A 15,767-nucleotide genomic window follows, 5' to 3' on the forward strand; every position below is an offset into this window, starting at 1 on the left:
ATTTTTTAAAATTTTTCTAGCGTCGCTTTTAACAAATCAATAGCTTGCTTATCTTTAGCACTATTTTGCCATAATTTATCAAATAAAGAACGATATCGCTTGATTGCATCAAATGATGAAGTAATTGAAGCAATCCCCGTTGTCACATTGGGTAATTCCCCCAAACGAAATGGACTCATCGCTAAAGAGATCGGATTTTGATCTTGATAAAAGATTTGAAAAGCTATCGACGGAATAGCCTGTTCAGTAATAGCAATTGTCGGCGCATAAGATTGGTGTTCTAAAAGTTCAATTAAATGATAAACTTCTTGACGCGCTAATAACATTCTTTCCGATTTTTTTCCCGGCGAAATGGTTAAATTACCGACTAAACCAATATGCAAAAAACGCTCAACATTGCGTAAACTTATTAAATTAATCACTTTAGGAACAGACTGATAAAATTGCGTTTTACGATGTTTCAAAATTGATAAACTCACCGCATATTTATCTGATTCAATCGCTTCACCGGACTCCTCAAGCATCATAGCCAAATGCGATAAATAGTGTGGTGAAGTTAGCAAAAAAGAGAAGGGATCAAAGTGTGAATAAATATGGGTTGATTGTTCTTCCAACTGACGCATACGTTCAAAAAACCCTTCGCCACTTGAATAATATTCCGTATCAATACCAAGCAGGCTGGCTAAAGAAGTGTCTAACAATAGTGCTAATCGCTCTAATGTTTCAATTTTAACGATTTCACCTTTTTCTAAGCGATAAACAGCAGCTCTTGAAATTCTTAAACTCTTAGCTACATCTTCGGCTTTAAGTGAGGCGGCAATACGGTAAGCGCGTAATCGCTGCCCTATTGCCAAATAATCAATTGCTTCACTAATCATAATTGACTCAAAATATTCGAATCTTGGCAGTGTATCACAAGGTGATAACAATGCCAATTTTCGCTAAAAATGTTTAAGGTAACATCCACATTTTAGTCAACTATTTTAGCAAAACATCTTGTAATTTTGATGCATCTGCAAATTCAGTATATTCAGTAATCGCTTCAGGTTTTTTCGAACCTTGTGACGCTTGCCCTAATACTTGCGAAGCAAACACCAAACCTTTCTGTTTAACAATAGCGTTATTATAAAAATCAATTAGGTCTTGTTTATCAATTTTTTTCACTTCGGCTATTTTCTTATCGCGTGAATCAAACGAAAAATGTGATAAACGATAATCAGCCAGATAACGTTCTAATTCTTCATTTAACGTTTGAGGTGGCATCGTCAATTCATCAAGCACTGCTTTTTTATATTGTTCTATATCATTTTTGGATAATGCTTGTAATTTTTGCAGCATAATTGGATAGAAATGCTGATAACGGCCTAGCAAATAAGCAGGATCGTATTGATTACTTTGTATAATAAAGCTAATACCAGAAGAATCGCCTACTGACATTGATACAGCAAAAACAGCATAACCTAACTGTTCATTAGATCGTAATTGATCGAAAAACCAAGGCGATATAATCTTTGAAAGCGTATAACTCAAGACGCGGCTCGAATTTCGATCATAATTAGTCGGAATATAACTCATCATTAAAGCATTATCAGTTGCTTTCGCCTCTTGAGTAATGCGTGCCGTTAATGGTGCATTAATTTTAAGGTTATCAGTTGGTGTAAATTGCGCGTTAGATGCAAATTTTTCTTGAATTTTATGATAAAGATCTAACGAGCTTTGATTCGATAAATTACCTAAACTTAGCATATAAGGAACTGAATGCGTCATCAGCTCATCACGATAAGCTACAATATCGTTAACACTCATATCTGCTGTGATTTGTTTTCTTAAATTACGTTCATAGTAATGAGGTAATACAGATAATGCATTGACAGGATTGGCGGCTAACTGATAACTATTCGCATGCTCAATTGCATCTAATTTTTGGATATACCACGATTTAGCTAAGGCTAAACTTTGCTCATCAACAATTATTTGCTGATAACGATTAAGTACCGCTAATACCATTTCGGGAAGGTGCTGATTAAAACCATTAGCTGTCACCATCAAACCATTATCACGACCAGTCGACAATTCAATGCCGGCCACATTAGCTTGGAATTGAAGTTGTGCTAGATTACGGCTAACAAGATAATCGAGCAAATCAAACGCAACTTGAGATTTCGCATCACTAAAAGCTTGATCATTACGTAATGAAACGACAATTGCGGCTTTAGGTTCTTGACCAAAATATTGGCTAACAAAATGGATATGATTACCGCGCTTATTAAATTCTAAAGGCTCAGATTGATTGCTATTTGGGTTAACAATCGTAAAATCATCTGGAATATAAGGATTTAGTTCAGGCAAAGTAAACGAAAAGCTTTTTGCTAAATTCGACCAATTTGATTTTTGTTCACTTGTTATAGCATCAATTTTATAAGGTGCTTCAACAAAATAGGCAACTTTATCAGTAGGTTGATTTGGTGCAATGGTCCAAATTCTAGCATTATCTGGCGTTAGGCTCTTTAAACGGTTGATTATCGCATCTTTATCAAAATGCGATGCAATAAAGTCAGCGTTTAAAATATTTTGGATTGGATAAAGCAACATCTGATCAGATAGCCATTCAACATAAGACATATCTCGTTCAATATCTTGATATTTAAATTCAAGTGCTAATACTTTTTTAAGTTCTTCGTAATAAGAATCCTTTACCCCATCTTTTTGTATTAATTGTAAATAATTGAAAATAGCCGCTATCACTTTATCTTTTTGAGCAAGGCCTTCATCAGTCAAACTTACATTAATACTAAAAACACCACTATTACCATAACGAATAGGATCGTTTGATGCACTAATGTTTTCAATCAATCCTTGATTTTGTAATTGTTCTGATAACGTGTTTTGACTACGATTACTAATTAAATAAGCAATATATTCATCACTTTTATCGGCAAATTTAACTAAATTATTTTCAATTGGAAATTGTAACAGCATCAATTTTTTAGGCTGAGCAGGTAACATAGTAATTTGTTTAGCTAATACGTCACTTGTCATAGCGGTTTGCTCAACTTTTGGAGCTTGAATATTGTTATTAGGAATTTGACCAAAAGTAGATTCAGCAAGTTTTGCCAATTTATTAATAGATTGATTGCTATAGACAACCCCTACCATAATGTTAGCTGAGTAATAATTTTTATGAAAATTAACTAACGCATCGTGTAATTTACTTGTTGATTTATCACTTAGGGTTTCTAAATTTCCCCCTGAAAATTGTGACGCAGGGTGCTTTTTATTAATTGTTTCAGAATCAACTTGTCCAATACGAAAACCATCGTTTGATCTGGCCATTGTCAGCTCAGCATTAACGGCATTTCGCTCTTTATCTGCAAATTTTGGATCTAAAATAGGGTTAGCAATCGCTTGAGCTAAATAATCTAACGCATGATTAAATGCGCCATTTTCAACTTCAAAATAAAAAGCAGTCCGGTAAGCAGCAGTACTCGCATTATAACTACCTGCATGGCGATTTAAGAATTGAGAAAAACTAGCTGGTTCAGGATACTTTTTTGACCCCATCAAGACCATATGTTCAGTATAGTGAGCTAAACCTTGTTGATCAGCAGGATCTTGTAAAGAGCCAACAGGTAAGGCGAGCGATGCTAATGACTTCACGGCTTTAGGATCGGATACTAATAATACACGCATTTTATTGGCTAGTTCGATGACTTCGTATTGGCGATTATCGCGATCACTTTGTTGAACCTTTTCTAATAAAACAGGATGTGAAAGTTTGTTTTCAATCGCAAAAGATGAATTGAAGTAAAAAAAAGCTAGCACAATTAAGAGCGTTATTTTTATCTTATGCATATATTCTCCGCCTAATATGTCATATTCTATGATGAATTTAATAAATTTCTAAAAAAGAAAACTGACCGCAGTTCCTAGTAATTTTTTAAAAAATTTAATCAGATAAATTTATCTGGTTAAAAATTGAGATGTAAGTTTTCTATTATCTATCTTAAATAAAAGATAATCTAGTAAATCATAATCTGAAAGCACTTGGTGTCACTAATCTATTATGGCAATTTACCCGCCACATTTTTGACGCCATTACTAGATTAAAAAGAGCTTGGTTAAATGTAAGTCATCAACTAAGTCACAAGTTACGTTCAATAACAATATTGGATTGAGATAGAAAAACGAGTCAATTACAACGTAATCTATAGCAATTTTCTTCGTCGCCTATTTACCTAAAAATCAAACACCTTAAATCTTGTTGTAAATGTTGACAGTCAACTCGTCAGCAATGTTATACAATTAATTGAGTGATCAAAGTACGGATACTAATACTGGCTGTCGCCTTTATTTTATATCGTTTCAATTTCTCTACAATATAAAAAAGCTGGGAAAACCCAGCTCTTCATTTTTTCAAACAACAATAGAAAAATAATAACAATTAATGTTCCCGTGTTTTTCTAAATTCGACATCTGGATAACGTTCTTGAGTTAGATTTAAGTTAACCATACTTGGCGCAATATAGGATAAATTATCACCCCCATCTAACGCTAAATTTTGCTCACACTTGCGTTTAAACTCTTCGAATTTCTTCACATCACTACATTCTACCCAGCGTGCGGTGGTCACATTCACTGGTTCATAAATTGCTTCAACATTATATTCAGATTTTAATCGAGCAACGACCACATCAAACTGAAGTACACCAACTGCTCCAACGATTAAGTCATTGTTGGCTAATGGTCGAAATACCTGCACAGCGCCCTCTTCAGACAATTGCACTAATCCTTTTAATAATTGTTTTTGTTTTAGCGGATCTTTTAAACGAATTCGACGGAATAGTTCCGGGGCAAAGTTAGGAATACCGGTAAACTTAAGATCTTCACCTTGGGTAAAGGTGTCACCAATTTGGATAGTGCCATGATTATGCAATCCAATAATATCGCCTGCGTAAGCCTCTTCTACATGTTCACGATCGCCTGCCATAAAGGTTAATGCATCAGAGATATTGACATCTTTAGCAAGACGAACATGGCGCAATTTCATGCCTTTTTCATATTTACCCGACACAATACGCATAAACGCAACGCGGTCTCGGTGTTTTGGATCCATATTTGCCTGAATCTTAAAGACAAAACCTGTAAACTTTTCTTCACTTGCCTCAACTTCGCGCTTATCTGTTTGTCGGGGCTGTGGTGTTGGTGCCCAAGCCGTTAAGCCATCTAACATATGATCAACACCAAAATTACCTAATGCGGTACCAAAAAAGACGGGAGTTAAATCACCGGATAAAAACGCTTGTAAATCAAATTCATTCGATGCACCTTGCACTAACTCAAGTTCATCACGAAGCTGAGCAGCTAAATCATCGCCAACTGCGGCATCTAATTCAGGATTAGTTAAGCCTTTAATAATACGGACTTCTTGAATGGTATGACCCTGACCTGATTGATAAAGATATGTTTCATCTTTGGCTAAATGGTAGACACCTTTAAATAACTTACCACAACCAATTGGCCAAGTAATTGGTGCACACATGATATTGAGCTCATTCTCAACTTCATCAAGCAGTTCCATTGGATCACGAATATCGCGGTCAAGCTTATTCATGAAGGTCAAAATCGGCGTATTACGTAAACGCGTTACTTCCATTAATTTACGCGTGCGATCTTCAACCCCTTTTGCTGCATCAATCACCATTAAACAGCTATCAACGGCCGTTAAAGTTCGATAGGTATCTTCTGAGAAGTCTTCATGTCCTGGGGTATCGAGTAAATTAACCAGACATTCATTATAAGGAAACTGCATGACAGAAGTTGTAATCGAAATACCACGCTGCTTTTCCATCTCCATCCAGTCGGATTTAGCGTGCTGGGCATTGGCGCCGCGACCTTTTACCGTTCCAGCTGTTTGAATGGCATGACCAAATAATAATACTTTTTCGGTAATGGTTGTTTTACCTGCATCGGGATGCGAAATAATAGCAAAAGTGCGACGCGCATTCACTTCATCTAAATAAGCTTGTTCTGTCATAAAATTAACGATAATTATCCTGCAAAAAATAATTGACCATTTTAACAGATCCAGTCAATTTTTACCATTGCAGTTATTTATGTTGTTATTTGCGTTATTGGTTTATCTATGCATAATGTTTGCTTAAACTAGTATTGATTAGTTGCCATTTTTTTAGTTTGAAAGAAAACCTAGCTTTCAGTATAAATTGGATTTTGTTATGAATATTCGTGATTTAAAATTGTTCTTACATTTATGCGAAACATGCCATTTTGGTATGACCGCTGATGCTATGCATGTAAGCCCTTCAACGCTATCCAGACAAATACAACGCTTAGAGGAACATTTTGGTCATACCCTTTTTATTCGTGACAATCGCCAAGTCCAAATGACACCAGAAGGAGAAAAGGTAAAACGTTTTGCTCAGCAAGTAATCAGTTTGCATCAGCAAGTGCGGCAAGAATTAGATCAATCCAATCAACAATTAGTTGGCGAATTAACTCTATTTTGTTCAGTAACAGCCGCTTACAGCCATTTACCTGAAATACTTGACCGCTTTCGAATTAATTACCCGCTTGTAGAAATTAAACTCTCAACCGGCGATGCAGCAGATGCGGTTGAAAAAATTCAGTCCAATCAAGCCGATTTAGCCATTGCAGGCAAGCCTAAACAATTACCTTCAGGAGTCGAATTTTTAAAGTTTGGTGAAATAGAGATGGTGTTACTCATACCCAAACTCAATAGCTCATTTAGTGATAAATTACACCAAAAAAAACCGGATTGGCATAATATACCTTTTATTCTACCGGAACATGGCCCAAGCCGGCACCGCATTGATTTATGGTTTAAACAGCAAAAAATCATGAGCCCCAAAATTTATGCAACAGTTGCAGGTCACGAGGCAATTGTTTCTATGGTGGCATTAGGTTGCGGTGTAGCCTTATTACCTAAAGTTGTTATGGAAAATAGCCCTGAAAGAATTCGGGAAAGAATTACTGAATGGTCAACCAATTTAATGGAACCGTTTGACGTTGGGATCTGTGTTCAAAAAAGACGTTTATCAGAAAAAATTATTGCGGCGTTTTGGGGATTATGCAATCTTAATTTACCAAACCAATCCCAACAAACAAAATATCGTGTATAATCATTTACCTAGAAAATAGTTACATTATTAATACTGCAAGCAACATAAAAAATACTTTGACGACAAGCTTGGTTGTTAAAAAAGGAAATATTTTCATGAACACAAGAACGATAAAAATATTAACATCATTAATTCTTCTTACTACAACTACGATTGTTTTTACAGTACAGGCCAAAGGTAATACACGTTTAAATATTAGCCGTGACGAGAATAATACTATTGTAAAACCTCAATGGTTAACCATAGAAAGTACAAACTATTATGATGGTGATAGCGATGACTTAGCCACAGCGGGTTTAGGCTTTACACCGCTATCAACAACTAAAATCAATCTTAAGCAGGCTAACCCTAAGCAGCCAACAACTCAAGAATTAAGGCAATCAAAACTTAACCGATTCATTGATACTAAAACGGGAGAAGGCACTCTTTTTGGTTATCAGCGTAAAACCTTAACCCCATTGTTTGATGGCAAAGTGGCAGGTACTGAGGTTTTAGCCACCCTTAAAAATAAAGAAGAAACTGTCGGTTTATTATTACAAATCCCTTTGGATTTTGATAAAAACAAACCTTGCATTGTTGCGGTGCCTTCCACCGATTCCGATGGATTATTTAATGCTCACGATGTACAAATTAGAGGATTATGGGGATTACGTCATAACTGTGCGGTTGTTTACAACGATAAGGGATTAGGCAATGGTATTTATGATATCACTAATCAGCGTGGATTTGCCATTGATGGCAAAACACAAACAGATAATCTTCTTTTTAAACCAGATATTAACAATCGAGAAAGGTATGTTAAAGCCTATCCCAACCGCTACGCCATAAAGCAACTGCATTCAAGACAGAATTCAGAGCAGCGTTGGGGGGAATTTGTTTTAAATTCTATCGAATTTGCATTTTATCAACTCAATACATTATATTCACCAGATAAAACAATCAAATATAACAAAGACAATACATTAGTATTAGTCTATGGAGCGAGTGATGGCGGCGGTGCGGCACTTAAAGCGGGTGAACTTGACAAAAATAATGTGATAAAAGGAATCGTCGCAGTAAACCCGCAAATTGTACCTTATTCCAAAAAAATACCCGCTAGCGTACAATTTGGTAAAAATCCTCCTGTTAAAATCGAATATCAATCGATAGCACAATACAGCGCATATGCTTCACTTTATATCCCTTGTGCTGTGCCAGCAATTATTGAAAACAATAAAGATAACCATATTCCTTTTGCCGATAAATATGTTTTTTCACAAAACCGCTGTAATGACTTAAAACAAGCTAAACTATTAAAAGAAGGCACACCTGAAGAAGCGCTTGAAAAGCTGCATAAATATGGGTGGACGCCTGAAATGGATATGCAATTACCCTATTTTTATTTTAAAGAAACGGTCAGTTTACCTTATCAATACATTAGCGCTTACGGACACTACGACATCACCGAAAGAATGTGCAACTATTCGGTTGCTAGCACGCAACAAAATCCTATTTACTATACCGGTAAAGTTGCACCATTAAAAGAAGTCGCCTTTGAACAACTTTGGGGATTATCTAATGGGCATTTACCTGTATGGATTGGTAATGATTCAACTGCGTTAGCGCTGGTCAATAATGAAGATGTGATTTCACCTAGAAGAGATTTCTATTCTAGTTCTGAAAGCAAAGAAAACATTGATTATAATAGTAAAGGGGCTATATGTTTATATAAAAAAATAAACGATCCGCGCGTTCAATATGGTATGGGGCAAATCATTGCTTCGGCTAATTTAAATGGAATCAAAACCTATATTGTACATGGCCGTAATAATGTTAAACAATTACCGGATTACACATCACGAGCTTATGTCGCGTTAAATAGCCAAGTAGAAGGTAAAAATTCACAATTACGCTACATTGAAGTTGAAAATACGAGCTATTTAGATGGTAAACCGCCATTTGAGAACATTTTACTCCCTATAGATTATTATGGTGAAGATGCAATGGAGTGGTTATGGGCAAATCTAACGAATAAAGCAACCCTGCCCGAAAGCCAAGTGGTTCATACAAAACCACGAGTAAGTAATAATGACATTACCCTTGATGCTACCATTAAAAACTTAGTGCCGATTTCACAATCACCAAATCGCAACAATGTCATTAAGAAAGAAAACGGTAAACTTACTATTCCAAATTAACAATTAAAGATTATCGGATAAGTTGATTAACTAAACTTATTCCGATAATCGCCTATTTTTTAAAAATGATTGGAAATAACAAATTTTATCATTTGGGGATATAATTTAAAAAAAAGTGATTCAAGCGCTGAATAATGTTGCTTAATATCAACAATTGTCTCTTTTAATAAAATGAGTTTAGGTCTTCGCGCAGCCATACCTTTAAGTACTTTTTCAATAAATTCAATATAAGCATAATTTTCCAGCCATTTACCTTGCCACATGGACTGCATAAAATATTGATAATCTGTTGGATAATTAGCAATAAAAGGGGCAATTTGCTCTTTGGTCAACTGATTAAATTCAGCTACGGCAGCATAAGATTTTATACCATACTCTGACCAATATTTAGACAGAAAATGATCCCAAACAATATCTAATGCAATGGGCGCCACTCGTTGGTAAGTTTTTCTAAATAACTGTTTAGCTTGCTTCACTTCGGGTAAAGAATCGATCAGGCTATCGATTTTGCGGTGAAGCATAATGCCATCTGCAATAGTTTGCGGATAAGTTATATAAGGATCACCTTTAACAAAATCGGCAACGGTATTGCCAATCAAGGAACTGTTTGCCAATGTTGCCAAATGTAAATGTGCAAGAATATTCATACAATAAGAATAATCAATTATTCACGGTGTTTAAACTGCCCTTCAGCAAATCCTTCACGCCAATAGCTGGTAATTTGGAATGCATCGGCTGGTAAATTACTATATTTGTCTTTTAGCGCTCGACGCAGCTGCTGTGCTAGCGATGCCTCCATTCCCCCCCAAAAAAGTAGTGGTGGATTATCGGTAAAAGCTGTCGCCAAGATGCTATCAATCAGTTGACTTGGTTGTCCTTTGTCACGGACTAACCAATGAATTTGTTGGTTGTCTCGAACAGGTAGGGGTAATACATCGGTTGGATGATTAACTTCAATAAAAGCATTGACTTTTTGATAATCAGGCAAGTGCTCAATAGCGTAACTAATAGTAGGCACGGCAGCGATATCGCCCATAAAAACTAACTGCTGATCATCAACGTTTAATTTAGATACAACACCAACTACACCAACTTGAGCGCCAACAGTTGCCCGCTGTGCCCATAACGTTGCCAAACCTTCTGGATGAATAGCAAAATCAATTGCTAATTGTTGTGTTGCTTCATCAAAATAACGCACACTATAAGTTCGAGCCAATTCGCGAGTTCGTTCATTGACAATAATTTTATTATTTTCATCTAACTGGGGAAAAGGAATCTGACCAGATTCAGGATCAGTAAAGAGTAATTTAATATGTGGACAAACCCAAGATTTATCAATCGTGAGTGGCTTACTACAAGTAAAGTGTAATCGAACAAAACTATGGGATATTTTTTCAATCTTAACCACTGTCAATATTGCATTAACAATCACTCTTTTATGTTGTTCTGTCATATTTAAGATCCTTTCATTCCATGTTATTAGCATTATCATACAACAAAATAGCCAAAATATAGCCAACTTTTTATTTAACGGTTTTGCGTTCAATACCGCAATTAAAGCTTAGCTTTACGAGCAATGCATACAACAGTATTGACAGTTTGAATTAATAAGTTAAGGAACCAAAAGCATGGCACCAATCTTGCTCAAACTTTACTATTGCTGCATCCACAGCTGGATCAGAAATAAATTGTTCAGCCACATCAACAGGTAACGTAATTGATTGACATCCTGCTAATAAACAATCCAAGGCTTGTCGTGGTGTTCTAAAACTGGCCGCTAACACCATAGATTCAGGACAATGTAAATCTAATAATGTCTGTAACTCTTGAATTGTCTCTTTACTATTGCCGCCTTGAGCATCAATGCGATTAACATAAGGTGCTATATATTTAGCGCCGGCTAAAGCACCTAAAAAACCCTGTGCCGCCCCATATACCGCCGTACCTAATGTTGGTATTCCTTGTTTGCTCAATTCCTTTATGGCAATTAAACCTTCGGCATTAACGGGTATTTTAGTTACGATAGTTGGCACAGCTTTTCTTAGTTGCTTAGCTTCTTTTATCATCTCATTAGCTTGATTCGACAGTACTTGAGCAAAGAGTACTTTATCCGAACCTAACAGTTCTTGTAACTCGGCTAACAACTCAAAAATCGGCTTTCCTGATTTTGCCACAATACTTGGATTCGTCGTGACACCTTTAATGGGCAATATTGCGGCAAGACGCTTAATTGCTGAAATATCCGCTGTATCTAAATATAATTCCATACTATGCCTCTTGTATATAGGTTGATTATCTGAGTGATAAGACACTAGCATAGTAAAAAATATTGTTTTGTTAGCCTAGAAGACGATTTTGCTATTTACTGGATTTTTGTACGCTAAATATAAAAATGAGATCTTGATCACATAATTAACACATTTAATAATAAAGATATTTTATTATGCTTTGCTTTAATCATTGACGATATATACTCTATAAAACAGCGTGTATTTCTTGATATCATACTCACTTAAATAGCATGAAAATATCCATCAATAACACACTAACTAAGCTGGTTAATGGACAAATAAAGATCAATCACATCTACTTTGCCGATAATAGCAATGCACCGCCACTGCAAGCTTACCAGATTGATTTTCCGAAGATAGAGATTGTGCTGGAAGGTACACAACCAATTGAATGGACTGATAATGCCGGCAATATTATTCACAAAACGCTTTCAGCCCATGACCTCTTATATACTGTGGCCCATAGTTGGAATAAACCCATTCTAGAAGAGCCTGTCACCACATTAACCATTTTATTTGCCAAACAACAAATTAACCTCAGTTTACTACATTGGAATGGCAACCAATTTACCTCTTATGGTCAAATCAATACGTTAAGGCGCGGTCCAAGAGTCGGCGCTTTTATTATTCAAGCTCTCGCCGAACTGACTTGGCATAATCAACCATCAGAAAACAATCAAACCGCGCACTTTTTGATACAAAGTCTACTGAGTAATACTTTAGATCTTCTCAATGTCAATGTCGAAACTGCATCGAAAACGGCTAGCATTTTTCAAGCGATCCGACAATATATCGATACCCATTTTTGTGACGATATCACCCGCGACTTTTTAGCCAATATGTTTTACATCTCGCCTAACTATTTATCTCATCTATTTCAACGTGAAGGCAAAATTGGCTTAAATGAATATTTAAATCATGTACGTATAGAATATGCCAAATCACTATTAAAAAATTATGATTTAAATGTCAAAGAAGTCGCACAAGCATCGGGCTTTCAAGATAGTAACTACTTTTGCCGAATTTTTAGAAAAAAAACCGAACGCACACCAACCGAATACCGCCGTCAATACCACAGCAAATTATCACAAAAATAATAAATGAGGTTTAAAAACTAAATCGATTGGTGTTGATAACAATAAAATGCAATCAAATACTGTTCATCATTAAATTTTTCAAAATTATCTTTTTGCAAAAATAACGGCAATAATGCAATTCCCTGCCCTTTTTCGACAAGGTTCAACAATTGGCTTAAAGAATCAACGGTAATAATATTACTCGTCTGTTGGTATATAGCTAAAGTCTTAGCTCTTAGCGGACAATCAACATCATTATTAATTAAAATAGGCAGTTGTTGATGAGTGATATTTGAATGGCTTTTTAAAAAAGTAACAGGTAAATATTTTGTAGCCACTAAACAATAATCAGCATGATTAAATTTTTTAAACGTAATCACATTATCAAAAAATTGCTCATTAATAACATGGTTCATCTCACTGGTTCTTTTTATAACAATCTCCGTTGTTCCAATTGCATATTTTTGTTGTTCAATCACAATAAATTGAAAAAGAAGTTCAGAAATTAATAGCGTAGGTTGGCGAAATTTAAATGATGTCTGAAGCTGTGCAAATCTATCGAGTGTTTGAATAGCGAAATGATAAAACTGTTGCCCCTCTTCTGTAGGTATGACACCATCAAATCGACGAATAAATAAGCTTGCACGTAACTCATGCTCTATTTTTTTTAAATGAGCCGTCAAATTTGATTGAGTATAACCTAAAATTTTAGCGGCTTTATTAAGACTATTCATTTCATAAACCGTCTTAAAAATCAATAATCCTTTGAAATTCATTTAAAAACAGTACCTATCACTTTTTTTGATACCCCAATCATAAATGAGGATTATTCAAATCTCAATTCCTTTTCTAAACTAAATCAAACATTGAAAGGAGACAAATTATGCAAGCAATGCAATATAAAATAAATTTACCGGCTGATTATGATATGAAGATAATCAAACAACGAATTATGACTAATGGCCACAAAACGGATGGTTTTAAAGATTTATTATTTAAAGCTTACTTAATTTCAGAAAAAGATAACGATAATATTGCCAATAGCTATTGCCCACTCTATATTTGGCGACGTACAGAAGGCATGACAACGTTCATATTTGACGGTTATTATGACAATATTCTGACTTCATTTGGTTGGCAAAATATTCATATAGGCGTGGCTGCGCAAGTCAATCTCAGTGATCGTTTTAAACAAAGCAATTACATGTTAGAAGAAAACTTCGTCATTACGGCTCAACCACAATTAAAAGGGTTCGACTTCAAACATCCCACGCATCAAAATCAAACAGGACAAATAGTAATCTATAATCCTGATAAATGGATGTATTGTATTTTCACTTTTTTTCATGAAAAACCGACATTAGTTAATCACAATCTCTATCAGGTATTACATCTTTCACTCGGTCAATAATTAACTAAAAGCTAACGGCAAAATAGTGCCGTTACAATTGGAAAACATTTAAATAACAGCATGTTAATGAATGCTATAAATTGTTATTGTTAAAATTAGTTTCATTTGTTATAGTTTCAATTGAAACTAATTTAATAAGGCTTTTTTATGGCGATCCCTATTACAACCGTTGAAAAACTGATTGATAAATTTAAATCTCGTGGACTTTCATTCAACTATGATGAGATTTTTTTGACTCGTTTATTGCAGTTTAGTACCGAAACACTGTTAGAAAATCTTAACCAAACTTACCAACAGTATCAGCTTGATGACAAATTATTTGCCATTTTACTGGTGATTCATTGGCATCATCCTGACGGTGTGAAGCCGTCACAAGTCAGCGAGTTAACCAATTTTTCGCGTGTGCAAGTCAGCCGTTGTGTCGAGACATTGGTCGCAAATGGTCTGGTTGAACGTCAAGATGATGCGAACGATCGTCGTTCCCACTGTCTGATTTTGACAAATAAGGGGACTAATTTTTTTAAAAATGAGCTACCCCCTATCGAACAGAAAATGGTTGCTGCCTGGCAAATTATTTCGCAGGAAGAACGGCAGCAGTTACGTTCAATCTTAACTAAACTTTTAAAGCACCTTACTGAATAACGATAAGCGAGAATATTTATGAAGAAAAAACAGCTCATACCTCTAATATTATTATTCATTTTGGCAATAAGTTGTATCGTTTGGTTTATTTATAAAAGCCCGGCTTCACTGGTTTTATATGGTAATGTCGATATTCGCACTGTGAATAGTAGTTTTCGTGTTTCAGGTCGCTTAATGCAGTTGAATCATGAAGAAGGCGATCATATCAAACAAGGTGATCTATTAGCTAAACTTGATGCTAAACCTTATCAAATTGCTTTAGATCAGGCGAAAGCCAATTTAATGATGCAGCAAGCGCAATTGGATTTAGTCACCACCGGCTATCGTAAAGAAGAAGTCGCGCAAGCTGCTGCACAAGTCTTACAGTATCAAGCGAGTTATGATTATGCCGAAAGCAATTATCAACGCATGGCAACATTGATTAAATCCGCCTCGATATCTAAAGATCAACTGGATAACAGCTTAACCTTGCGAAATCAAGCCAAAGCCAATTTACAGACAGCAAAACAAAAGCTAGATCAACTCACTAACGGTTATCGCAAAGAGGAAATTGAATCAGCACAAGCAACCGTTGCAGTGGCAAAAGCTCAGCTTGAACAAGCTGAACTTAATTTATCGGATACCGAACTTTATGCTCCTACTGACGGCACCATTTTAACTCGCGCAGTTGAAGCCGGTACGATGTTGAATGCAGGCACACCGATTTATGCGATTTCGTTAGATAGGCCAGTTTGGGTGCGTGCTTATATCGATGAAGTCAATTTAAGTCAAGCCATACCGGGTCGAACCGTTTATGTATATACCGATTCTCAGCCGGACAAACCCTATATCGGTCAAATTGGCTTTGTGTCTCCTACGGCAGAATTTACCCCGAAAACGGTTGAAACACCCGTATTACGCACTGATTTAGTTTACCGTTTGCGAATTCAAATTAACCAAACCGGTGAAGGTCAAGCAGATGAGATGTTACGTCAAGGTATGCCGGTAACCATTAAATTTTCACAATAATGGTG

Annotated in this window: 13 protein-coding genes; 6 read left to right on the forward strand and 7 right to left on the reverse strand. The window is 35.7% G+C overall.

The genetic code is table 11. The features are described 5' to 3' along the window. Positions 1-5: 5 nt before the first annotated feature. The 3 genes from A9G09_RS10775 to prfC all read right to left on the reverse strand — a co-directional run bounded on the left by A9G09_RS10775 (position 6) and on the right by prfC (position 6,034). Positions 6-878 carry a helix-turn-helix domain-containing protein gene (locus A9G09_RS10775; protein WP_065634841.1) on the reverse strand — a complete coding sequence of 291 codons (873 nt, stop codon included), beginning with the start codon at positions 876-878 and terminating at the stop codon, positions 6-8. Positions 879-978: 100 nt separating this feature from the next. Then, positions 979-3,852, reverse strand: coding sequence for a pitrilysin (gene ptrA, locus A9G09_RS10780; RefSeq protein ID WP_065634842.1), 2,874 nt, complete (start codon positions 3,850-3,852; stop codon positions 979-981). Positions 3,853-4,441: 589 nt separating this feature from the next. Further along, a complete protein-coding gene (gene prfC / locus A9G09_RS10785) occupies positions 4,442-6,034 on the reverse strand; it encodes a peptide chain release factor 3 (RefSeq protein ID WP_065634843.1) in 1,593 nt (530 codons plus the stop codon). Between the two features lie 199 nt (positions 6,035-6,233). Between prfC and ilvY the strand changes: the two genes are divergently transcribed. Together ilvY and A9G09_RS10795 are read left to right on the forward strand one after the other, a co-directional pair. Next, positions 6,234-7,157: an HTH-type transcriptional activator IlvY gene (ilvY, locus tag A9G09_RS10790; protein ID WP_065634844.1), complete on the forward strand. Its 924-nt coding sequence runs from the start codon at positions 6,234-6,236 to the stop codon at positions 7,155-7,157. 95 nt (positions 7,158-7,252) lie between these two features. Next, complete coding sequence (locus A9G09_RS10795) at positions 7,253-9,334, forward strand: 3-hydroxybutyrate oligomer hydrolase family protein (RefSeq protein ID WP_065634845.1); 2,082 nt, start codon at positions 7,253-7,255, stop codon at positions 9,332-9,334. Positions 9,335-9,393: 59 nt separating this feature from the next. On the opposite strand, the gene A9G09_RS10800 is transcribed toward A9G09_RS10795, so the two are convergent. The 3 genes from A9G09_RS10800 to fsa form a co-directional block, all read right to left on the reverse strand. Further along, on the reverse strand, positions 9,394-9,981 hold the full coding sequence (locus tag A9G09_RS10800) for an ACP phosphodiesterase (protein ID WP_065634846.1): 588 nt from the start codon (positions 9,979-9,981) through the stop codon (positions 9,394-9,396). Between the two features lie 17 nt (positions 9,982-9,998). Further along, positions 9,999-10,787 (reverse strand): siderophore-interacting protein, encoded by a 789-nt coding sequence (locus A9G09_RS10805; protein ID WP_065634847.1) that lies wholly within the window; start codon positions 10,785-10,787, stop codon positions 9,999-10,001. A gap of 151 nt (positions 10,788-10,938) precedes the next feature. After that, complete coding sequence (gene fsa / locus A9G09_RS10810; RefSeq protein ID WP_065634848.1) at positions 10,939-11,601, reverse strand: fructose-6-phosphate aldolase; 663 nt, start codon at positions 11,599-11,601, stop codon at positions 10,939-10,941. A gap of 254 nt (positions 11,602-11,855) precedes the next feature. On the opposite strand from fsa, the gene A9G09_RS10815 reads away from it, so the two are divergent. Continuing rightward, positions 11,856-12,722 carry a helix-turn-helix transcriptional regulator gene (locus A9G09_RS10815; RefSeq protein WP_065634849.1) on the forward strand — a complete coding sequence of 289 codons (867 nt, stop codon included), beginning with the start codon at positions 11,856-11,858 and terminating at the stop codon, positions 12,720-12,722. A 17-nt stretch (positions 12,723-12,739) separates the two neighbouring features. Here A9G09_RS10815 and A9G09_RS10820 read toward each other — a convergent pair whose 3' ends face one another. Next, the gene (locus tag A9G09_RS10820) at positions 12,740-13,477 is read right to left on the reverse strand and encodes a LysR family transcriptional regulator (protein ID WP_065634850.1); all 738 of its coding nucleotides are present in this window, start codon (positions 13,475-13,477) and stop codon (positions 12,740-12,742) included. 107 nt (positions 13,478-13,584) lie between these two features. On the opposite strand from A9G09_RS10820, the gene A9G09_RS10825 reads away from it, so the two are divergent. From A9G09_RS10825 to hlyD, 3 genes are all read left to right on the forward strand, one after another. Next, the gene (locus tag A9G09_RS10825; protein WP_065634851.1) at positions 13,585-14,112 is read left to right on the forward strand and encodes a DUF4865 family protein; all 528 of its coding nucleotides are present in this window, start codon (positions 13,585-13,587) and stop codon (positions 14,110-14,112) included. A 147-nt stretch (positions 14,113-14,259) separates the two neighbouring features. Next, positions 14,260-14,754, forward strand: coding sequence for a MarR family transcriptional regulator (locus A9G09_RS10830; RefSeq protein ID WP_065634852.1), 495 nt, complete (start codon positions 14,260-14,262; stop codon positions 14,752-14,754). A gap of 18 nt (positions 14,755-14,772) precedes the next feature. After that, a complete protein-coding gene (hlyD, locus tag A9G09_RS10835) occupies positions 14,773-15,762 on the forward strand; it encodes a secretion protein HlyD (RefSeq protein WP_065634853.1) in 990 nt (329 codons plus the stop codon). Positions 15,763-15,767: the final 5 nt, after the last annotated feature.

Origin of the sequence: Gilliamella sp. wkB292 (assembly GCF_001690235.1) — a bacterium.
In the GTDB taxonomy this organism is placed as follows: Bacteria; Pseudomonadota; Gammaproteobacteria; order Enterobacterales; family Orbaceae; genus Gilliamella; species Gilliamella apicola_F.